This is a genomic window from Paenibacillus sp. 453mf (assembly GCF_900116105.1).
GTDB classification, from domain to species: domain Bacteria; phylum Bacillota; class Bacilli; order Paenibacillales; family Paenibacillaceae; genus Paenibacillus; species Paenibacillus provencensis.
Map to the genome: position 1 here is coordinate 1,695,889 of NZ_FPAC01000001.1, position 18,841 is coordinate 1,714,729.

The window sequence follows — 18,841 nt, forward strand, 5'->3', positions numbered from 1 at the left end:
CTCTTTACGGCTTTAAAATAACTTTGATGCAGTTATCCGTCTTCGTATCGAAAATTTCGTAGCCGCGTTTGGCCTCGCTCAGCGGAATAACGTGCGTAATGATATCGGACACGTTGACCTTTCCTGTCGTTACCAGTTCATACATGTAGGGCATATAATGAATGACCGGTGCTTGTCCGGAGCGAATGGCTATATTGCGCTGCATGATATCACCCAGCGGAAATCCGTTGTAGCGGCCGCCATATACGCCGGTAATTTGAATGGTACCGCCTTTGCGGACCGCTTGGGAAGCAATAATCAAAGCGCTCATGGTGCCGCCTTGCAGCTTCAGACCGCTCGCCAGGTACTCGAGATCGCTCATTTTCCCGTCCATGCCCACCGCGTCGATGACCACGTCTGCTCCACCCTTGGTGATTTCCTTCAGGTAGCTACCGACATTTTCATGTTGCTCGAAATTGACGGTTTCGACGTTATTGTTCTTTTTGGCATGCTGCAGCCGGTAATTTACGTAGTCTACGGCGATAACCCGCTTCGCACCTTTAAACCAGCAGAACTTTTGAGCAAGCAGTCCAACCGGACCGCAGCCAAGCACGATTACGGTATCGCCCTGTTTCACGCCCGCATTATCAACGCTCCAAAAAGCGGTCGTCATCGCATCGGCGATCAAAGCAAGGCTTTCATCCGGCTGCTCGTTGCTTTCCGGAATTTTAAAGTGCGTGAAATTGGCGAACGGAACCCGCAAGTATTCGGCCTGCCCGCCAGGATATCCGCCGGTCGTTCCCGAGTATCCGAAATACGCTCCCATATCTCCGTTATCATTGGAATTGTCGCACTGGCTCTCCAGATGATTTTTACAGTAAAAGCATTCGCCGCAAGCAATATTGAACGGGATTATGACGCGGTCGCCCTTTTTCAGCTTGGTGACTTCGGGTCCGACTTCCTCTACGATCCCCATCGGCTCATGCCCTATGACGTAATCCTCCTGCAGGTTGGGAATCATACCGTGAATCAGGTGCAAATCGGAGCCGCAAATGGCGGTGCTGGTCAGCTTGACAATCATGTCATCCGGCTTTTGAATTTTCGGATCGGGAACGTCTTTGACAACGACGTTTTTGACCCCTTGGTACGTCACTGCTTTCATCATGCCTGACTTTCCTCCTTATGCTCATCCGGCGTCCTGTCAAACATCCCTTTGCGCGACGTATCTCCCGGAAACAGGTTCATTCCGGCGATCATCGCCGTATTTTTGGCGGACAGCTGGTCCAGCTGATATTGCTCTTGCAGCTCATACGGATGAAACCATTTTTTGCGAATCATGAGCTCGGTAATTTCCTGGTGCAGGGCAATGCCCTGTTTTAACTGTTTTTTGAGAAGCTCCCTGGCTTCTGGCGATACGGTCTCGGTCAGGGCAACGGCGGTATTGCGGACCCCTTCCTTGGCCCGGAGCAGAAAATCCATGGCGAATGTCATATCGGCCATTTCCGGCATGTTAAGTGAATTGATTGGATCTAAATAATCGTTGTTCATTAGGTCATCACCTTTAATTTAGAATAGGGGTAGGCTTGCTTTCGGGAACTGGAGCCTGAAATGGAGCTCTTTGATAGACAGCTTTCAGTTCATGGATAGCCACCGTGGATTGATCAACATCTTTTTGCATGAGCGCCTTCAATTCCTGATCGAAAACGATCCCCTGCATTAGCTTGGACTTTGCCGCACAGAGCGTCTTGAAATTCAGCACTTCATGGAGATCAAGCGATTCGTGAGGGGCGAGTGAATTATATTTCACGGTTAATTTGTACCTCCTTCATTTAACATGTTTGCAAGGATAGGTTATCCCTCTGCACAGGGCTTGATTCGGGCTCCTCCTTTTTTACCGCATTCCAAAAAATGCCATCTAGGGGGCGCTCACGAAAAAAGGCTTCGGAATGTGAGATGTTATTACCGTTCATCATTTGGTGGTCGGCGTAGATATCGCTCAAGAGACCCATGTAGCCAGGGCTGTCAGCTTTCGCGGGATGGCTTTAGGGAATCCGCTCCAATTTGGAAAATTTCGTGAAGGCTTCGAGCTTTTCAAGCATAGACTCTCCCTGAACGCGGATTAATAACCAGTTCATCCCGCAACAGATCACAGCGAATAGTAGTACCATGTTCTTGTCTTGGCTCGGGCCAAGAACTTGTACCGATAAAATAAAAAAGCCGCATATTATGCGACTTTGAAGGTATTCATGTTCTTGTTGTTGTCTGACAAATATATTTATTTGCTGCTACACTATCTTTCTGCTCAAAAGCAGACGTAGATAATCCAGCACTGAATTTGAAAGAAGGCTCTCTCTTAATTAAAACAATTATTGGTATACCGACAGCTCTTTTTCAATTTCTTTCTTTATCAGGATGAGACACTCGTTAGATGTTTTTGCAAAGATTCTTTTTCCATTAACAAAAGCAAATGGTCTTCTTCCACACATTCCACAAAAGGAGAGACACTGATTTGCTATTACGGCTACGTCTGGATACTCAGCTTCCAATATTCCTTCAATATCGATGTCTAAGATAAATCCGCTGCTACAAATTTCAACGATGACGATTCCCAAAAAATATGATCTCCTTTTCTTACAAATGCTAAAACCCAATTGGATGTAATTACCCTTTATGAAACATCACTTTAACTTCATATGGCTGCTGTGACCAGGAGAAAGCTTGGCTGTAGGATCTATATATACTTTAGCATTATTAATCGCTGTTGGAGCTTCTCCAAACCCTACTGCAATTAGCTTTAATTTCCCAGGATAGGTCGTAATATCTCCAGCTGCAAATATTCCGGGAATACTCGTTTCCATTCTTGTGTCTACTTGTATCGATCCATTCTGTATATCAAGTCCCCATTCAGCAACTGGTCCTAATGAAGAGATAAACCCGTAATTAACAATTAGTGATTGACAAGGTATCGCAATTTCTTCCCCTGACTTGGTTTTGATAGAAATCTCTTCAATCTGGTCATCACCTCGAATTTGACTTATATCTACAAGAGTTAGGATATTTACACTTGATTTCATCAGTTTTTCTACACTATGCTCATGTGCTCTAAATTTATCTCTACGGTGTACCAAAGTAACCTTTTTGGCGATATTCTCAAGCATAAGTGCCCAATCAACTGCCGAATCGCCGCCCCCACATACTACAACTTCCTGACCTTGAAAAGATTGTATATCATTGATAAAATAGTGGATTCCATTTTCTTCATACTTTCGAACTTCTGGTAGATCAAGCTTCCTAGGTTCAAAAGCTCCAACTCCACCCGCTATAATAACTGAACGTCCATAATGAATTCCTTTACTTGTAATAATTTTGAACTGACGCTCAGCTTCCTTAACTACTTGAAGCACTTTTTCATCCAGATTAGTATCAACTGAAAATAACTTCATTTGTTCTTCTAAATTATTTACTATTTCTTGACCTGTTACTTTAGGGAAGCCTGCAATATCATAAATTTGTTTTTCGGGATATAATGCAGCAAGTTGTCCACCTAATTGAGGCATGCTATCAATAATCTTTACACTTGCTTTACGCATGCCTGCATAAAATGCAGCGAACATTCCTGTGGGGCCTCCCCCTATTATTATCATATCAACCATTTGATTTTCTGGGGACGAATTCATTACATACTCCTTTTTAATCTAATTATCTTTAAATATATAAGTACTAAACAGAAAGTGATTTTGACAGATGTAACATCTCGTCCACTAACTTTTTAATACGTCGATGATAATCGGGATCATCGATTTGATTATCTTCGTCGAACAAGTCACTGTGAACAAATATATTTCCAGTCGGGACGATTCCCTTCAAAAAGTTGAGTATCGGCTTCAGCTGATGCTCTGCTACGAGAAAATGTTTGTCAGTTCCAGCTATAGTAACAATACCTGTTACTTTATTTTTAAATGCATCGACCGGTAGATGATCTAATAGATTTTTCAAGGCCCCTGTAATCGAGGCTTGGTATATGGGTGTAGCTATGACAATTAAATCAGCATTCAATAATTTCTTCACTACAGTAACGGTATCATTATTATAAAATTGGAGAGGCATTCCCTTAACAAATTCGATTTCATAATCCTTCAAATCGATTAATTCTGTTTCTACCTCAGGATAATTTAATTTTGAATGTTTAAGGACATCATTTACGATATTTGCTGTTTTTGATCCCGATAGAGAACCGGACAAACCGACAAGCTTCATTCTTACTCCCCCTAATTTCAATTCACTTTTTAGAGCTTCACTTTCTAAGTATTAAAAAAAATAGATTCAGATGTCAATGGTAAATATATTTTTTATATAAAAATATTGAAAAAGTATTTTCTATCGAGTATTATCAAATATATCAATGTTCAATCTTGATAATATATTTTAATAAAGAGTGGAGATATTATTCTACTTTTTATAGAGGGGGGTAGGATTTATGGCATTTGTTATAACAGAGGCTTGTCTAACTCAAAAAGCTGCAGATTGTGTGGATGTATGTCCTGTTGATTGTATACATGAAGGTGAGGATCAATATTTCATTGACCCAGATTACTGCATCGACTGTGGCGCATGTGCGGCAGAATGCCCTGTGGAAGCGGTTTATCATGAAGATGAACTTACTGAAGAACAAATGATATATGTTGAAAAAGCTACGAGCTTCTTTAAATAGCTTATTAGCAAAAGGATGTGGGGTTTTGAACCTCACATCCTTTGCTTCTCTCTAAACAACACGTGTCGATCAAGTATTCTTATTTTATCCATAAAATTTACTATAAATTTAACGGTGAGTGATATAAATGACGAAAGATGAAATTGAAAAAATACTGCAAGACATCAGAGATACGGATTCTGATAAGTCGATACTTGAAAAAGGACTTATTAGAGATATTGTTGCTAATTCAAATATGGTAGCCCTTACTTTACTTACTTCAAATTATGAAAATAAACAAACAGTTCCTTACAAAAAGGAAATAGAGAACGAATTAACTAAAGCAGGCGTCCATAACTTCCATATCAGGATAAAATTAATAAATGAACAAGAACAGCAGCTTCGCACTGATCAAGCTCAGTTTAGCCAAACCAGTGGCAAGAAAAGCGCATTATTAAACAACACCTCTTTGCTTGGCCAACCCGCATTAAAATTTATTGCCATTGCCAGTGGAAAAGGTGGTGTTGGTAAATCTACTATCACTTTAAACCTAGCTGCTGCTTTAAATAAAGCCGGAAAACGTGTCGGTATTATTGATGCAGATATCTATGGTTTTAGTATTCCTAACATGTTAGGAATTAAACAGAAGCCGAAATCCCTAAACAATAGCATAACTCCGGTAGAAAGTAATGGCATGCACATTATGTCAACAGATTTTTTTGTTAAAGATAATAATCCTGTCATTTGGAGAGGACCCCGATTAGGTAAGATGCTATCGACTTTTGTTAACAATGTTGAATGGCCGGTATTGGACTACATGATAATCGATATGCCTCCAGGGACTGGAGATATAGCATTAAGTTTACAATCTATAGTTCCTGAGTATTCTGAAATCATCGTCACAACACCAGCTTCTACTGCCAGTGAAGTCGCTGCACGTGCGGGTGCAATGGCTATACAAACCAAACATCATCTCATTGGGGTTATTGAGAATATGTCATTCTTTGAAGATAATTCAGGACAAAAACATTATCTATTTGGAAGAAACGGAGGAATTCAGTTAGCCAAGAAACTCCAAACCCAGTTCCTTGGTCAACTTGAGATCATTTCTCCAGAGCAAATGAAAGAAATCACACCTTCTCACTTTTCACCTATTTTTCCTAGCGAATCACGTAATGGTGACATGATTTCAAGTTTAGCTGACCACATTATTCGACTCTAACGCTTTGCATAAATAAAACAAGGACTAGCTCAAAATTAGCTAGTCTTTGTTTTATCTGAATGGATATGAATATCACATACGTTTACATTAATAACTGAAAATGATACCTTCTTTATTACTATCCACTTTTAGTATCTTATCTTGCAAAATCCATTCGTCACTTTTTTCAACAAAGAAATAGTAACCACCAATTAATTTGGTTATTGCCGGATCGATCGGTTCAGCGTGAGCATTCAATCCAAGGCTAAATGCATCATTTCCTCCACCGGTATACTTAGCATATATCCGTATAGAGTCACCTTGCTCTAAGGCCCATTCATCTTTAAAAGTTTTAATTGCTTTATCAGAAACTATAAATGTCATTGAATTCGCCCGCCTTAATCCATGTTATTAATCACATTTTTTCGCTTTCCCACGATAATTAGCTATTCTAAAACTAGCTCCGCATCCACAAGTTGCTCTTGCATTAGGATTGTTAAGAGTAAAGCCCCCGATCATGCCAGACTCTTCATAATCTATTTGGAGATCTTCAATATACATAAGACTGTCAGAATTTATTAGAATATTAAAATCACCTTGATTTACGACAATATCCCCCTCTCTTTGTTGATCATCTACAACTAATGAATAAGATAACCCACTGCAGCCTCCCTCATCCACACCTACACGGAGATATGCATTTGGAATATTTTCTTGTAAAATTTCATTAATCTTCTCCGAAGCAACGTCACTTACGTATATCATGCCCTTTCCCCCTATGTAATGATTTAAATGCGCAATAATGCACATGAATGCAATACATTATTGCGCAAGCTTGATTAATTGTTAATTTCAAATTTTTCAGATACTATATCCCAATTTATGATTTTGAAGAAGTTAGAGATGTAATCAGCTCTTCTGTTTTGATAATTTAAGTAGTAAGCGTGTTCCCACACATCTAAGCCGAGAATGGCAATCTTACCATCCATAATGGGATTATCCTGATTCGGTGTGCTTGTTACTTTAAGCTCACCTTTTTCATCTATGATCAGCCAAGCCCAACCCGAACCAAACCGAGATACAGCAGCTGCAGTAAACTCTTTTTCAAAATTTTCGTAGTTGCCAAAAGCCTGATTAATCGCCTCCACCAATTTACTGCTATGCTTAGTCACATCCTTTGAAGGCTTAATAATGTCCCAGAAAAGCGTATGGTTGAGGTGTCCTCCACCATTATTTCTTACTGCTGTTCTTATTTTTTCTGGTATTGCGTCAAGATTGGCCAACAGATCTACTAAAGGCTTTGCTGCCAAATCTGCATGTCCTTCAAGCGCATTGTTTAAATTCGTTACATATGTTTGATGATGTTTGCCATAATGTATCTCCATAGTCAATTTATCAATATAAGGCTCTAGAGCATTAAAATCATAGTTTAAAATAGGTAGTTGATGCGTCATCAATGAAAACCTCCAATATTTTAATTATACTTATTATATTATTTAGTATAATAATATAATATTCTCAATTTAACGAAAAAGCAACTTTTTCATAACACAGTGAGGATTTCACACTTACTAATCAGCTTTAAATTTTTTATACTTTATCTTATAATATATTGATAACCTAATTTACTCCACTGTATGGAGGTGTTTATAGTGGAAACCAACACACGAAGCAGTACTAAAGATAAAATACTTCATCTTCTAAAAAAAGAAGGAATCCTCACCGTTAATGAACTCACTGAGCTATTAGATATAACACACATGGCTGTACGTAATCATCTTAGTGCCCTTGAAAAAGAAGGCTTCATTGTGTCTGAGCTTGTCAAGCAGCCGATGGGAAGACCTCTTCAAACATTTTCTCTGTCTGAAAAAGCCGAGTCATATTTTCCTAAAAATTATGAAGGTATCAGCATTGAGTTTTTGCACGACATTAAGGAATTGTATGGTATTGAATCCATCAATCATGTCTTTAATAAAAGAGAAGAACGATTAACTAAAGAATACACTTCTCGAATGCAAGATAAATCGGTTTCTGAAAAAGTATCGGAAATCTCAAAAATTCAAAATGAAAAAGGCTATATGACAGATGTGACTCAAATTGATGACACTACTTTTGAATTGACTGAATACAATTGTCCAATACTATCTGTAGCAAATGAATTTAAGTTGGCATGTCACTGTGAAACGGCCATGTTTAAGAATGTGTTAGGATCTTCTCAAGTATTGAGAACACACTGTCGTACTGAAGGAGATAAGAACTGTAAGTTTCTGTTTAAATTTAATGAGATAGACTCCACATCTTAAAGATAAAGATAAATATGTTATTCAGAGTCAGTCCTTGTATAAGTACAAGGACTGTTTTTTTTAATTACTGACGATTAATAATTTTACAATTAGGGTACTGAGCATTTACCTTTTTGTACGGATCTACGATTCCTGTCCATATTACTAAGTAAGGTATAATTTCAGCAAGTGATAACCCTTTAGGTGTTAACTCATAAACGATTTGCAAAGGCCTATCCATAGAAACTGTTTTCTTAACAATTCCATCTGTTTGTAATCCTTTCAAACATCTAGAAAGAGAAGTATCAGATATTGAAGGTATGATATGAAGAATTTCTGAGAATTTAGATGGACCATGTGACAGAATGAAAAGTATATGAATATTCCATTTCGTACTAATAATTCTATGTGCAATGAAAATCTTCTTTTGATCAAAAGAAAATTCATTCATCCTATATTCCTTCTCTCATATGATTTTATTTATGCAGCCATGTTAGTTCAGGCTGTTGTTAAGCAATGAGACCTGAGTAAAAATTCATCCCATTGTTACTATATTAAGATATATTATATATTATTAAGTATATAAACTTTAATTGTATAAGCAATATGATTGTCACAATTTATTCATTTTTTTAGATAGCTGTGCTGCCATCGACCATTATAGTGGCTAACCAGTCATTTGCGGTAGTTTGACATGAGGTATTTTCGTTATTATAATAAAAAAAGTAACTTACTAAAATATAGTGTAATATTGAATAATATTGATTACACAGATCAATAATGATTAAAAAGTACACTTATTTATATACTAATTATAAGAAAAGAGGGTTAATATGGAACAGTATCGGATTAATGCAGATAAAGGTTTGGAGTTTGGACTATATACCTTAGGAGATCATTTAGCGAATCCGGAAACTGGAAATAGAATATCAGTCAAACAACGTATTCATGAAATTATTGAGTTGGCCAAATTAGCCGAGCAAGCGGGTATTGATTTCTTTGGTGTTGGAGAGAGTCATCAAGAGTATTTTGCCACTCAGGCGCATAGCGTTGTGCTGGCAGCAATAGCACAGGCTACAACGAAAATGAAAATAGGTAGTTCCTCTACAATTATTAGTACCTCTGATCCAGTTAGGGTGTACGAAGATTTCGCTACTATTGATTTAATATCCAATGGTCGAGCCGAAATTATTGCAGGTCGTGCATCACGAGTAGGGCTATATACATTGTTAGGCTATGATCTTAATAATTATGAGGAATTATTTGAAGAAAAGTTTGATTTGCTATTAAAGATAAATGAAAATGAAGTTTTAAATTGGAAAGGAGAATTTCGTGCTCCACTCAACCAGGCAAAAGTTCTTCCTCGGCCTAATGAAGGCAGTCTACCGATATGGAGAGCAGTAGGAGGTACTCCTGCTAGCGCGATTAAAGCAGGCCTTGCAGGTGTACCTATGTTTCTGGCTCAATTAGGAGGACCTGCTGTATTGTTTAAAAGATCTATTGATGCTTATCGAGAAGCTGCACGTCAGAATGGATTTGATCCGTCGACATTACCTGTAGCGACTGCAGGATTATTTTATGTGGATGAAACGACACAAAAGGCACAAAGAGCTTATTACCCATACATTAACGAAGGAATGAAATTAACCAACGGACGTAGTTTTCCTAAACAGGCTTTTGCACAAGGAGCCCACTCGCACGATGTTATGAATATTGGTAGCCCACAAGAAATTATTGAGAAAATTTTATATCAACATGAACTCTTCGGTAATCAAAGATATATTGCGCAAATGGATTTTGGCGGAGTACCTTTTGAGAATCAAATGAAAAACATAGAACTAATCGGAAATGAGATTTTACCAAGTATAAAAAAATATACAGCCAAAAAATAAGACATAGGAGTTGAGAGTATGAAAGTTGTTGCATTATCCGGTTCGAAAATAGGCTCAAAAACCAGAATCGCTATGGATTACACAGTGAACGCTTTTCAAAAAAAGTACCAAGACTTTGAAGTCACGCTTCTAGATCTGGCTCTCTTTGATGTAGAGTTCAGTGATGGTCGGAATTATCTGGAATACGAAGGAGACACTAAATACGTTATTCAAACAATCATGGAGGCAGATATAATCATAATCGGTACGCCTGTTTTTCAAGCTTCAATTCCAGCAACACTGAAGAATATATTTGATTTAGCACCTGAAAAAGCATTTCGTGATAAGGTTGTAAGTATGATTGTCACGGCAGGATCTCAGCGACACTACCTTATTGCTGAGCAGCAATTGAAACCAATTTTGGCCTACATGAAAGCACAAATTGTACAAACTTATGTATTTATAGAAGAAAAGGATTTTCATCGAAAAGAACTTGTAAATGATGATGTCCTATTCCGAATAGACCGATTAGTAGAAGATACCTTCATACTAGCGGAAACTTATGCTAGAGTCCGAAAGGCTGAAGAAGAAAAATACGGATTCTAAGGAGCTTTATTATGAAATATAAGGATACTACATCAAAATCCATGACTGTTTCTACCCCTACGGCCGTACGCTCATTAGTGAAAAACGGGGATATGGAGAAAGTTATACGTCTGTATGGACGCCCATATACCATAAATGGGACGGTGGTCCATGGTGATGCTCTGGGAAGAACTTTAGGTTATCCAACGATTAATCTGGGAGTGGATGCTGACCATTATGTGCCTCCTAAACCTGGTATATATTTGGGCACTGCGGGAATATTTAATGGAGATAAGGAGACTCAGCATTATAATGCCTTAATCAGCGCGGGTTACCGCCCGACAGTGGATGGGCAATCTTATTCCATTGAAGCTTATTTAATTGATTATTCAGGCGATTTATATGACAGGAAGGTATCACTTCAATTTTTAAAATTTGTCAGGGAAGAAATCAAGTTTGACAATCTTGATCTGTTGGTTAGGCAAATGAAGTTAGATGAAGTTTACGCAAGAGATTATTTTAGATTAAATTAGGTAACTAACCCCCACGGCATCTTATCATTTGTTCGTATTCGTCTCACAGTGTGTTTCAGCAATTGAGTGGACATTGAAAAAACACCTATCCAAACTGACGTCGATATTCTATCGGCGTCAGTTTGTTTAATTTACGCAACCAATTCCAAAATATCTTCTTCCTGAAAAGCTTCGATACACGACTACCTTCTCAATCGTCTAATCCTATCCCTTATTCCATGACAACCTCTCTAGCAAACTTGTCCGCATTCCCACAATGCTTCCCAACCCTTCGAAACGCAGCTAAATTAGCTGCTTTCAATGGGACGATATACTTGCCCCTCGACTACCTAATATAAATTCTGCACTTGCTGTTGCTTTCTTTCGTAAACTATCCATTTCAGAATTGATAAGAACTCCGCCACGCTTCATTGCTTTTCCTGCGATGTATACACTGTCCACATTTGATGGATTGGCAAATTGTACAGCAGCCCCAATAGGATCATGGATTGGAAACATATTTAATTCTTTAGTAGAAATCAGCAGGAAATCGGCTTCTTTTCCTGGTGTCAAGCTGCCTACCTTATGATCCAGGCCAAGCGCCTTTGCTCCTCCGATCGTGGCGAAGTTAAGTACATCGTACGCGGTCAGCTTCAACTGATCAGGCATACCCCCCTCTTCTAACATTTCCTGATTAACCTTGGCTCTCTCTGCTTGCAGTGCAAATCTCATCTGACCAAACATATCGCCGGCAGTAGAGGTTACAACATCAATACCAAGAGAGGGAACTCCCCCAGCCTCGATCATTTTACCGGTAACCGGATAGCCATGTCCCATCATCATTTCAATTTCTGGCGTGACGGATAAAGAAGCCCCTGTGTCAGCCATCATTTTAAATTCATCGTCTCCCATCATATTTCCATGCACAATGTTGATATCGGGTGCTAGCAGGCCTTCCTTAAACATTTTCGTTATGGAACGTTGCTGTGCGCCCCAATTTCCGACTCCTAGATGCATCGAAATGAGCGCACCGTAATCACGTCCTATGTTAATTTCTTCGACAAAGGTATCCCAATGGCTGTATTCTGGACCTCTTATCGCTAATCCCAGTGTAAGCAGCTGATCCTTTGAATTAAAAAAACGCTCACTTACTCGTTTTATATCTCCTATAGAAGTCAGCCTGCTTTCACGATCCAAATACTCTCTTTCGCCAGAGGCACCTAAAGCGTATACCGCTCGAATACCCGATCTTTGAAGTCCTCGTATAAATTCGTCCGTATGCTCCGAAGAATACGTCATGTTCCAATCCAGCAATGTTGTTATTCCTGCATTTATAGCCTCCATCGCACCAAGATAATTTGCAATGTAGCTGTCCTCTACTCTAAGTCTACTTCCGTATCCTCCATAATAAATATGCTGCATATATGTGTTAAGCGACCAGTCCGCACCGATATTACGAACCAATGATTCCCACACATGTCTGTGAGTATCTATAAAGCCCGGAATGACGATCATCCCACTAGCATCCACTATTTCGGAATTCTCTTCTTCATAGACGTCTAAATGAGCTCCTATCCTAACAATAAGAGAATCGCTGATCATCATATCCGTATTGTGCAGAGTACCTAAAGACGGGTCCATCGTAATGATAGTAGCATTTTTTATGAACAAATTAGCAGTCATTATTAATTTCTCCCTTCATTATTCTTCCAAATTATGGCTTACGCTGATAGTATAGCTTAAGTAAGTAATGTTAAATAAGTACGATCTTTAATGATACATAGTATCTTAGAACATACTTTGGAGGCTAGATATGACGATGGAGAATTCAAATCTCTCTGAAGAAAAAGGTGAGGTTGTGCCGGATCTATGTGAAGTGGATAAAACGATGAATGTACTATTTGGAAAGTGGAAGGTAATTATTTTAATACATCTGTTATATGGAGGTACACAGCGATTTAACGAGCTAAAGAGGAAGCTTCCGCATATTACACAAAAAACCTTAACCACACAGTTAAGGGAACTAGAAAATGAAGGTATTATCAACAGGGTCGTTTACGCTCAGGTTCCTCCCAAAGTTGAATATTCAATGACTCCCTATGGAGCAACTTTACAGCCAATTCTTGAAGCGATGCATCAATGGGGACAATCCCATTCAAAAGAAAGAGGACAACAAAATCTTACAAGCTATTCGAAATGATAATAATTTTCGACCCGGAACCCATGGCTTTTCGTAAAGAGATGCCATCAGCATATTCCGCACCGTGAAACTTTTGAACGGGGGTTGTCCTTCACTTGTCCCCCGCGAAAAAGATTCCGCGATCGCACCAACCGGTTCGTCCATACTGCCACAGATAGGGATACATAGGATATACCACGCAACAACGAAAGGAAGTGGAGCATCTATGGGAACCTTTCTTGACCAAAGAAGCTCGATGAACGCAAGCACGACCATCGCGATAGCCGCAACGACGACTCCGGCTCTATTCGGCGACATCGGCTTGCAGACCCAAGGGGTAACCGGCGACGGATTCGGAAACAACGGCTCTCTGATCGTCGACCTGGCCGGTACCGTCGGACTCTCAATTGTTGCGCCACACACAGTCACGATCAATGTTGTACGCGGCAGCACCATTGCCGGAGGCACGATCATCTACACGGCCGTTCTTCCGATTCTGTCGAACATCAGCACGATCGTCTCCTTCAACGCGCAGGACCTGCTCGCTCCCGCCGCTCTCCTAACGCAGTACACAGCCTTTATCAGCGGCACCGGCGTAGCGGGCGTTTTGTTGGGTACCCGTATCGGACCCGAAGCTTTCTGGGGCGTAGCTTCCCAAGGCTAATCGCATGGAAGCTTGCGGACGAGGACGAATATTTTCTCGTTCGCAAGCTTCCTCTTCTCCATAACGACTTTATTTCGGAAAGGATGGAAGTCTTGATCACTGTCAGCTTATGCATGATTGTCAAGAACGAGGAAGAGACGATCGGGCGTTGCCTGGACTCCGTCCGGAGCCTGGTTGACGAGATCAACATCGTCGACACGGGTTCGACCGACCGGACCAAGGAAATCGTATCCCGTTACACGAACCGCATCTTCGATTTCGAATGGATTCAGGACTTCGCCGCGGCCCGCAACTATTCGTTCGACCAGGCGACGAAACAATACGTGATGTGGCTCGATGCGGACGACGTGCTGCTGGAACGGGACCGGGAGCGGTTCCGCGAGCTCAAGAACACGCTCGATACGGGGTTCGATTCTGTGATCATGAGCTACGTGCTCTCGCGCGACGCAGCCGGCAACCCGCACGACGTCACCCGCCACAATCGACTCGTCAAGCGTTCGATCGGGCCGCGCTGGATCTATCCGATCCACGAAATCCTCGTCGTCCGCGGCAAGCTCCTCTTCTCCCCCGTCGAGATCACCCACAAGCCGAAGCTGGAAAAAAGAGACCGCACCCGCAACCTCACCATTCTTCAGGAGCACATCCACAAGAACGGGCCGACACGCCGAACCCAGTTTTACTTGGCCAACGAGTTGTTTGACAACGGGCGCCGGGACGAAGCATTGACCGTTTACGAAGCGCTTCTTGAGGGAAGCGTCGAGAACTTCGAGGATCATATCGCCGCCTGCGGCATGCTTGCCCACTTGTACCGCGATCGCGGCGATGCCGCCAAAGAGCTGCACTACTTATTCAAGACGTTCGAATTCGACGTGCCGCGGGCGGATTATTGCTGCCAGATCGGGCTTTGGTTCGAACAAAAGGGCGAATACCGGCAAGCGGCTTTCTGGTACGAAGTGGCCGCGCAGCAGGACATTCCCGTCGACTATTTCGGCCTGATGAATCTCGTCTGCTGGACTTGGGCCCCCCACGTGCAGCTGATGCTCTGCTACGGAAAACTCGGGGAATTGGAGAAGGCTGTGGCGCATAACCAAAAAGCGCTGGCTTATTTCCCGAACGATCTCAACCTGCTGGAAAATGAAAGAAGGCTGAAAGCCGCCGTGCGGCAACGGAAGCCGAAAATCGCCGAAGAGGATCCGCAATGACGATGAGCATTATCGTGCTGACCCATAACCAGCTGCGCTCACCCAAGCCTGCTTCGAGAGCATACGCCGCCGTACGAAGGAGGAATTTTCATGCCAGTATCAAATTTACTTCCGAGTGATGATACGTTTATTGCTTCAAGTTACCCTACAACCGTATTCGGCAGTTATCCCTTTTTATATGTAGGTGAATATGTAGCTCCGGGAGATAATTACAGGACTTTGTTAAAATTTGACCTGTTCGTTATTCCTCAAGGAAGTGACATCCTTGAGGCAATATTAAAACTTTATATATTCAGAAAAGACGTTCCAGGTCCGATCGTTATAAGTGTTTATTTAAATCAAAGCGACTTCAACCAGAATACGGTGACATATTTAAATGCACCTGCTGTTACGCCTACGGGCATTACTAAAACCGTTAATGACGCAGATGTAAACAATTTTATCAGTATTGATATAACTCCGCTTGCTCAACAATGGTATACGAATCCTGCAGCAAATAACGGTATTACAATAATTGGCCCGGAAAATACCAATTCATTAGTTGGCAGTTACAGTACGAACTTTTCCGACAGCAGCTTATATCCATATCTTCAGGTAACTTACCAGGAAGGCAGTAACACCAGTGACATGATCAATGAAGTAACTCAATCCGGAGATTACATCATTAACGAGTCAAATACGCTTTTGTTAGACCAAAGAATACTTGGTACTTTCAGTGTTGAAAATACCGAGTTTACCAATGGACTTGCCGTACTTCAAATACTGAACGGCAGCAGCATCTGGGTGGATGAGAAGTCGGCAGAAGTAAGCCCCGGACAGACAAAGGTGTTATCCACCACAGCATCCAGGCTTGATGAAAGAATATCAATTGTCGGTATCATTGATCCTATTATTTCCGGAGCTGTTGGTGATACCCTGAATGCAAACGACAACCTTTTCAATCCGAATAATGTACCGCTTACCTTTAGTTCAGACAATCCTGATTTTCCTGTAGACCCAAATACCGGCGTTATTTCAATAAATAATTCCGGCTCTGCCGTAATAACCGTTACCACAAAAAATATTGAAGGCCCCAGCATATCATTTACAGTCATCGCCATAGAAAGCAATTCGGTATATAATCAAACCCAGGGGACTTTCTATACTTCGATTCAACAGGCCATAAATGCTGCCAATCCAGGCGATGTTATTCAGGTCGGACCTGGAAACTATCCCGAAAACGTGACAATTGACAGGCGTATTATTCTAAATGGCTCCGGAAGCGACGTTGGCGGAACTATAATTAATCCGGCGTCAGGAGTCGGCATATCAATATCAAACGGAGGGTTGAATTCGACAAATCGGCTGGTAATATCAGACTTGCTGGTCACCGGCGCTTCCCAGGGTATTTCAACCATCGGAAACAATCAGCCCAGCTTTATTACTCTTTCAAACGTATCATTGCTGAATAATTTGAATAACGGCTTTAGTATTAATATCAGTTCCTCTTTTCCTCGTATGAACGATCTGATTATAACAGGCAGTAACTTCTCCAATAACGTTACAGCGGGATTCAGAGTCCCGACTTACGCACAGGTTTCAAATGTAACTATCCATAGCAGCATGTTTAACGGAAATGCCTTTGGAATACTTGTATTTTCAGGAACAGCAATATTTAACAACATTAATATTTCAAATTCCCAGTTCAACAACAACACCACAAAGGGAATGTATTATGAAGCGTTGAACAATGCATTTCTTACAAATAATACTATCGATAGCAGTGGTACAGCCGGGAGTTTTGCAGCCGGTATAGATATCAACCTCAAACACGGCAACTACCAGAATATCAACCTCATAAACAATATGGTAACAAACAGCGGGAACGGCGACCCTGTAAACGGTGCGGCTGCAGTAATAAAAGGCAGGGATGACGGTACCAACAACGGTACGCTTACTGATGTGACCGTATCCGGCGGCACTTACTCCAATGCCCCAGTTGGAATACGTTTTGGAGAGACCGGTCAAAACAACAATTATCCGACAGATACGATTGTAACCGGTGCAACTATTGAAAACAATGAAATAGGCCTGCAAAACGTTACAACAGTTACAATAAGCCAAAATAACAATACCTTTATCAACAATGGCATAGATATTGTAGGTAACTTCAATTAATTTCAATCGATATCAAATAAAACGGCTCTTTCGCATTTATTGAACTGTAACCCGGATTGTGCACGGTTTAAAAGAAACAGCCCTAAGCCTAACCAGCAAGCAGATGACCTCTGAATTCGTCGGGGGTCATCTTTTTTAATGTCCACTGATATCGCTCAGAGTTGTAGTTTCAACCTTACGGGAATCGATATTAATCCAGATACAAAATCTCAATCTCACCCGGAGCGTAGGATTGCTCTGCGTAATTCCCCCCCCAATCACAAAGCAATCTCAAAATGGGTTCTAGTGATTGACCCAGTTCCGTCGTTGAATATTCTACCTTAGGCGGTACTTGATTGTACATTTTTCTGCGAATTAATCCGTCTGTTTCCAGTTCCCGAAGTGTTTGGATCAGCATCTTTTGCGATATATTATTAACGAGTCGCTTAAGCTCCCCCGTCCGTTTGGGTCCTTTTATTAAATAATACAGAACAAGTCCCTTCCACTTTCCTCCAATAACCTCTAGTGTAACTTCCAGTTCACAGTAAAAAGTTTTCATATCAATACACCATCTCCCGACCTGAGAACATCCCCTTCATGTATCACTCGATCCTTCGAGAATCACTGAAAGAAAAAGTGAACGTTACATGAAGGGAATAATACAAGCCCGTTAAGTTGATTTAAAAAAATTTGTCGTTTTAGGAATTATTATATCCTTGTTAAACTTGAGCTACTCCGCCATCTACAAATAATTCAACGCCGTTCAAATAACTGCTTTCATTAGAGGCTAGGAACATGACAGCATTTGAGATCTCTTCAACCTGTCCGACTCTGCCGAGCGGAATATCATTTTTTGCCTGTTCTAGGAAATGATCTAGTTCGGAGCCAAATAACTCATCGTACGCCGGCGTTACGATTGTTCCTGGACTAAGGATGTTCATACGAACTTCGGTCCCTTTCATATCAAGAATCCAGCTGCGGACGAGTTGTCTGATCGCTGCCTTTGAGGCACCATAGATACTAAACGCTGGCATCCCCGTCGAGCCAGCAGTGGATCCCGTTAGAATAATCGAACCTCTTTTATTTGGAAACAAAGGTAATGCCTTTTGTACTGTAAAGATGGTTCCTTTCACGTTGACATCGAAAGTTTTGTAGTATTGTGCTTCTGTAATTTCTCCTAATGGAAGCAATGACCCTAGTCCGGCATTTGCAAAGAGAATGTCTATCTGTCCCTTCTCTCGCTCTACTGTTTCGAACAATCTATCTAGATCTTCCGACTTTGATATGTCACCTCGGACGCCTGTAACATTCTTACCGATCTGCTTTACTGCTTCATCCAGTTCACGTTGTCTGCGTCCCGTGATAAATACGTAAGCCCCTTCTTGTACAAACTGTTGTGCCGTCGCGAGACCAATGCCGCTTGTACCTCCGGTTACAACTGCTACCTTTCCGTCAAATTTCCCCATTCTATGACACTCCTCATATAATTTTTTATATTGTATAGGATGCTCTGTCTACCTCATGAGCTTCCTATGCACGA

Annotated in this window: 23 protein-coding genes and 1 pseudogene; 10 read left to right on the forward strand and 14 right to left on the reverse strand. The window is 41.0% G+C overall.

Annotated features, from left to right (window positions below):
• Positions 1–4 precede the first annotated feature (4 nt).
• The 6 genes from BM415_RS08050 to BM415_RS08075 all read right to left on the reverse strand — a co-directional run bounded on the left by BM415_RS08050 (position 5) and on the right by BM415_RS08075 (position 4,236).
• Complete coding sequence (locus BM415_RS08050) at positions 5–1,141, reverse strand: zinc-dependent alcohol dehydrogenase (protein ID WP_091159129.1); 1,137 nt, start codon at positions 1,139–1,141, stop codon at positions 5–7.
• Positions 1,141–1,527 (reverse strand): spore coat protein, encoded by a 387-nt coding sequence (locus tag BM415_RS08055; protein ID WP_091156629.1) that lies wholly within the window; start codon positions 1,525–1,527, stop codon positions 1,141–1,143. Before BM415_RS08055 ends, BM415_RS08050 begins: the two co-directional genes overlap by 1 nt.
• Before the next feature lie 13 nt (positions 1,528–1,540).
• Positions 1,541–1,786, reverse strand: coding sequence for a spore gernimation protein GerQ (locus BM415_RS08060; RefSeq protein ID WP_091156631.1), 246 nt, complete (start codon positions 1,784–1,786; stop codon positions 1,541–1,543).
• A gap of 559 nt (positions 1,787–2,345) precedes the next feature.
• Positions 2,346–2,591, reverse strand: coding sequence for a YuzB family protein (locus tag BM415_RS08065; RefSeq protein ID WP_091156634.1), 246 nt, complete (start codon positions 2,589–2,591; stop codon positions 2,346–2,348).
• A gap of 66 nt (positions 2,592–2,657) precedes the next feature.
• Entirely contained in the window at positions 2,658–3,656 is a 999-nt protein-coding gene (locus BM415_RS08070) for an NAD(P)/FAD-dependent oxidoreductase (RefSeq protein WP_091156635.1), read from the reverse strand.
• Between the two features lie 43 nt (positions 3,657–3,699).
• The gene (locus BM415_RS08075) at positions 3,700–4,236 is read right to left on the reverse strand and encodes an NADPH-dependent FMN reductase (protein WP_091156638.1); all 537 of its coding nucleotides are present in this window, start codon (positions 4,234–4,236) and stop codon (positions 3,700–3,702) included.
• A gap of 220 nt (positions 4,237–4,456) precedes the next feature.
• On the opposite strand from BM415_RS08075, the gene BM415_RS08080 reads away from it, so the two are divergent.
• Positions 4,457–4,690 (forward strand): indolepyruvate ferredoxin oxidoreductase subunit alpha, encoded by a 234-nt coding sequence (locus BM415_RS08080; protein WP_091156641.1) that lies wholly within the window; start codon positions 4,457–4,459, stop codon positions 4,688–4,690.
• A gap of 127 nt (positions 4,691–4,817) precedes the next feature.
• Entirely contained in the window at positions 4,818–5,891 is a 1,074-nt protein-coding gene (locus BM415_RS08085) for a P-loop NTPase (RefSeq protein ID WP_091156642.1), read from the forward strand.
• A gap of 87 nt (positions 5,892–5,978) precedes the next feature.
• Here the strand turns inward: BM415_RS08085 and BM415_RS08090 are convergent, their stop codons facing one another.
• The 3 genes from BM415_RS08090 to BM415_RS08100 form a co-directional block, all read right to left on the reverse strand.
• Positions 5,979–6,254 carry a HesB/YadR/YfhF family protein gene (locus BM415_RS08090; RefSeq protein WP_091156645.1) on the reverse strand — a complete coding sequence of 92 codons (276 nt, stop codon included), beginning with the start codon at positions 6,252–6,254 and terminating at the stop codon, positions 5,979–5,981.
• Between the two features lie 27 nt (positions 6,255–6,281).
• The gene (locus tag BM415_RS08095) at positions 6,282–6,635 is read right to left on the reverse strand and encodes a HesB/IscA family protein (RefSeq protein WP_091156647.1); all 354 of its coding nucleotides are present in this window, start codon (positions 6,633–6,635) and stop codon (positions 6,282–6,284) included.
• Positions 6,636–6,709: 74 nt separating this feature from the next.
• Complete coding sequence (locus tag BM415_RS08100) at positions 6,710–7,324, reverse strand: superoxide dismutase (protein ID WP_091156649.1); 615 nt, start codon at positions 7,322–7,324, stop codon at positions 6,710–6,712.
• A gap of 198 nt (positions 7,325–7,522) precedes the next feature.
• Between BM415_RS08100 and BM415_RS08105 the strand changes: the two genes are divergently transcribed.
• Entirely contained in the window at positions 7,523–8,173 is a 651-nt protein-coding gene (locus tag BM415_RS08105) for a helix-turn-helix transcriptional regulator (RefSeq protein ID WP_244533185.1), read from the forward strand.
• Positions 8,174–8,237: 64 nt separating this feature from the next.
• On the opposite strand, the gene BM415_RS08110 is transcribed toward BM415_RS08105, so the two are convergent.
• Positions 8,238–8,603, reverse strand: coding sequence for a winged helix-turn-helix transcriptional regulator (locus tag BM415_RS08110; RefSeq protein WP_091156653.1), 366 nt, complete (start codon positions 8,601–8,603; stop codon positions 8,238–8,240).
• A 382-nt stretch (positions 8,604–8,985) separates the two neighbouring features.
• Here BM415_RS08110 and BM415_RS08115 point away from each other — a divergent pair, with 382 nt between their 5' ends.
• From BM415_RS08115 to BM415_RS08125, 3 genes are read left to right on the forward strand one after another with little or no spacing between them, the layout of a single operon-like run.
• A complete protein-coding gene (locus BM415_RS08115; RefSeq protein WP_091156654.1) occupies positions 8,986–10,044 on the forward strand; it encodes an LLM class flavin-dependent oxidoreductase in 1,059 nt (352 codons plus the stop codon).
• Positions 10,045–10,062: 18 nt separating this feature from the next.
• The gene (locus BM415_RS08120; RefSeq protein ID WP_091156657.1) at positions 10,063–10,629 is read left to right on the forward strand and encodes an NADPH-dependent FMN reductase; all 567 of its coding nucleotides are present in this window, start codon (positions 10,063–10,065) and stop codon (positions 10,627–10,629) included.
• Positions 10,630–10,640: 11 nt separating this feature from the next.
• Positions 10,641–11,141, forward strand: coding sequence for a riboflavin kinase (locus BM415_RS08125; RefSeq protein ID WP_091156659.1), 501 nt, complete (start codon positions 10,641–10,643; stop codon positions 11,139–11,141).
• Positions 11,142–11,438: 297 nt separating this feature from the next.
• Here the strand turns inward: BM415_RS08125 and BM415_RS08130 are convergent, their stop codons facing one another.
• The gene (locus tag BM415_RS08130; protein ID WP_091156662.1) at positions 11,439–12,803 is read right to left on the reverse strand and encodes an amidohydrolase family protein; all 1,365 of its coding nucleotides are present in this window, start codon (positions 12,801–12,803) and stop codon (positions 11,439–11,441) included.
• 130 nt (positions 12,804–12,933) lie between these two features.
• Here BM415_RS08130 and BM415_RS08135 point away from each other — a divergent pair, with 130 nt between their 5' ends.
• The 4 genes from BM415_RS08135 to BM415_RS08150 all read left to right on the forward strand — a co-directional run bounded on the left by BM415_RS08135 (position 12,934) and on the right by BM415_RS08150 (position 17,322).
• Positions 12,934–13,320, forward strand: coding sequence for a winged helix-turn-helix transcriptional regulator (locus BM415_RS08135; protein ID WP_280142849.1), 387 nt, complete (start codon positions 12,934–12,936; stop codon positions 13,318–13,320).
• A 205-nt stretch (positions 13,321–13,525) separates the two neighbouring features.
• Positions 13,526–13,963 (forward strand): hypothetical protein, encoded by a 438-nt coding sequence (locus BM415_RS08140; RefSeq protein WP_211753653.1) that lies wholly within the window; start codon positions 13,526–13,528, stop codon positions 13,961–13,963.
• 92 nt (positions 13,964–14,055) lie between these two features.
• The gene (locus tag BM415_RS08145) at positions 14,056–15,165 is read left to right on the forward strand and encodes a glycosyltransferase (protein ID WP_170862402.1); all 1,110 of its coding nucleotides are present in this window, start codon (positions 14,056–14,058) and stop codon (positions 15,163–15,165) included.
• Between the two features lie 90 nt (positions 15,166–15,255).
• Positions 15,256–17,322, forward strand: coding sequence for a DNRLRE domain-containing protein (locus BM415_RS08150; RefSeq protein WP_091156666.1), 2,067 nt, complete (start codon positions 15,256–15,258; stop codon positions 17,320–17,322).
• Positions 17,323–17,410: 88 nt separating this feature from the next.
• Here the strand turns inward: BM415_RS08150 and BM415_RS25905 are convergent.
• The 3 genes and pseudogenes from BM415_RS25905 to BM415_RS08160 form a co-directional block, all read right to left on the reverse strand.
• A pseudogene (locus BM415_RS25905) lies at positions 17,411–17,480 on the reverse strand (hypothetical protein); the annotation flags it as partial.
• Positions 17,481–17,512: 32 nt separating this feature from the next.
• Complete coding sequence (locus BM415_RS08155) at positions 17,513–17,860, reverse strand: winged helix-turn-helix transcriptional regulator (protein ID WP_091156669.1); 348 nt, start codon at positions 17,858–17,860, stop codon at positions 17,513–17,515.
• A gap of 160 nt (positions 17,861–18,020) precedes the next feature.
• Positions 18,021–18,767, reverse strand: coding sequence for an SDR family NAD(P)-dependent oxidoreductase (locus BM415_RS08160; protein ID WP_091156670.1), 747 nt, complete (start codon positions 18,765–18,767; stop codon positions 18,021–18,023).
• Between the last annotated feature and the right edge of the window lie 74 nt (positions 18,768–18,841).

What these genes read in the sequence shown, in the direction of transcription:
- BM415_RS08140 (WP_211753653.1), top strand. Translation starts at nt 13,526, where the DNA reads ATGGGAACCTTTCTTGACCAAAGAAGCTCGATGAACGCAAGCACGACC.
- BM415_RS08075 (WP_091156638.1), bottom strand. Translation starts at nt 4,236, where the DNA reads ATGAAGCTTGTCGGTTTGTCCGGTTCTCTATCGGGATCAAAAACAGCA.
- BM415_RS08090 (WP_091156645.1), bottom strand. Translation starts at nt 6,254, where the DNA reads ATGACATTTATAGTTTCTGATAAAGCAATTAAAACTTTTAAAGATGAA.
- BM415_RS08055 (WP_091156629.1), bottom strand. Translation starts at nt 1,527, where the DNA reads ATGAACAACGATTATTTAGATCCAATCAATTCACTTAACATGCCGGAA.
- BM415_RS08110 (WP_091156653.1), bottom strand. Translation starts at nt 8,603, where the DNA reads ATGAATGAATTTTCTTTTGATCAAAAGAAGATTTTCATTGCACATAGA.
- BM415_RS08150 (WP_091156666.1), top strand. Translation starts at nt 15,256, where the DNA reads ATGCCAGTATCAAATTTACTTCCGAGTGATGATACGTTTATTGCTTCA.
- BM415_RS08130 (WP_091156662.1), bottom strand. Translation starts at nt 12,803, where the DNA reads ATGACTGCTAATTTGTTCATAAAAAATGCTACTATCATTACGATGGAC.
- BM415_RS08085 (WP_091156642.1), top strand. Translation starts at nt 4,818, where the DNA reads ATGACGAAAGATGAAATTGAAAAAATACTGCAAGACATCAGAGATACG.
- BM415_RS08100 (WP_091156649.1), bottom strand. Translation starts at nt 7,324, where the DNA reads ATGACGCATCAACTACCTATTTTAAACTATGATTTTAATGCTCTAGAG.
- BM415_RS08120 (WP_091156657.1), top strand. Translation starts at nt 10,063, where the DNA reads ATGAAAGTTGTTGCATTATCCGGTTCGAAAATAGGCTCAAAAACCAGA.
- BM415_RS08125 (WP_091156659.1), top strand. Translation starts at nt 10,641, where the DNA reads ATGAAATATAAGGATACTACATCAAAATCCATGACTGTTTCTACCCCT.
- BM415_RS08135 (WP_280142849.1), top strand. Translation starts at nt 12,934, where the DNA reads ATGACGATGGAGAATTCAAATCTCTCTGAAGAAAAAGGTGAGGTTGTG.
- BM415_RS08070 (WP_091156635.1), bottom strand. Translation starts at nt 3,656, where the DNA reads ATGAATTCGTCCCCAGAAAATCAAATGGTTGATATGATAATAATAGGG.
- BM415_RS08160 (WP_091156670.1), bottom strand. Translation starts at nt 18,767, where the DNA reads ATGGGGAAATTTGACGGAAAGGTAGCAGTTGTAACCGGAGGTACAAGC.
- BM415_RS08155 (WP_091156669.1), bottom strand. Translation starts at nt 17,860, where the DNA reads ATGAAAACTTTTTACTGTGAACTGGAAGTTACACTAGAGGTTATTGGA.
- BM415_RS08050 (WP_091159129.1), bottom strand. Translation starts at nt 1,141, where the DNA reads ATGAAAGCAGTGACGTACCAAGGGGTCAAAAACGTCGTTGTCAAAGAC.
- BM415_RS08080 (WP_091156641.1), top strand. Translation starts at nt 4,457, where the DNA reads ATGGCATTTGTTATAACAGAGGCTTGTCTAACTCAAAAAGCTGCAGAT.
- BM415_RS08095 (WP_091156647.1), bottom strand. Translation starts at nt 6,635, where the DNA reads ATGATATACGTAAGTGACGTTGCTTCGGAGAAGATTAATGAAATTTTA.
- BM415_RS08115 (WP_091156654.1), top strand. Translation starts at nt 8,986, where the DNA reads ATGGAACAGTATCGGATTAATGCAGATAAAGGTTTGGAGTTTGGACTA.